Here is a 477-nt window from a genome sequence, read left to right as displayed (position 1 = left end):
AAATCGCAAAGTTTCGAGATTACTGGCATTCAAAAGCTGGAGCAAATGCAACCAAAATCGATTGGCAAGCAACGTGGCGTAACTGGGTGAGAAATTCAAAAAATTACAAACAAGGAGAAAATTATGGAACACAAACCAATTCCCAAACAGGACAACAGCGCGGTCGTGCCTATAGAATTACACAACACATGTCCGATTTCAAAAATGCAGACAGTCCGTACAAATTTTTGTTCGAGGATGATGCAAAACCCTCCATTCCATTGGCTACCGGGCAAAAAGCCATCACCTGCAGAAGCGAAGAGAATTATTTCGTTGGGTAATGAAGCTTTGCAAATGCTTGATGAAAAAGCTTCTGAGGAAGAAATAAAAGCTATGTTTCTCATGCTTTCTGGTGGACTTAAAAGCCAACCTGGAGAAGATGAAAAAGCCACAGCTGTTGCTTATCTTTTTTCTCTCGATGGTTTAAGCCGTTGGGCA

Annotated in this window: 2 pseudogenes; both read left to right on the top strand. The window is 41.3% G+C overall.

Going from position 1 to position 477, the window contains the following annotated elements:
• A pseudogene (locus ACFINS_RS10115) lies at positions 1-320 on the top strand (hypothetical protein); the annotation flags it as partial.
• A pseudogene (locus tag ACFINS_RS10110) lies at positions 205-477 on the top strand (hypothetical protein); the annotation flags it as partial. The pseudogenes ACFINS_RS10115 and ACFINS_RS10110, both read left to right, overlap by 116 nt.

This window comes from Bartonella sp. AA2SXKL, from assembly GCF_042197205.1.
Taxonomy (GTDB): Bacteria; Pseudomonadota; Alphaproteobacteria; order Rhizobiales; family Rhizobiaceae; genus Bartonella.
Note: the sequence above shows the minus strand (reverse complement) of the source record. Positions and strands in the feature narration are given on the sequence as shown.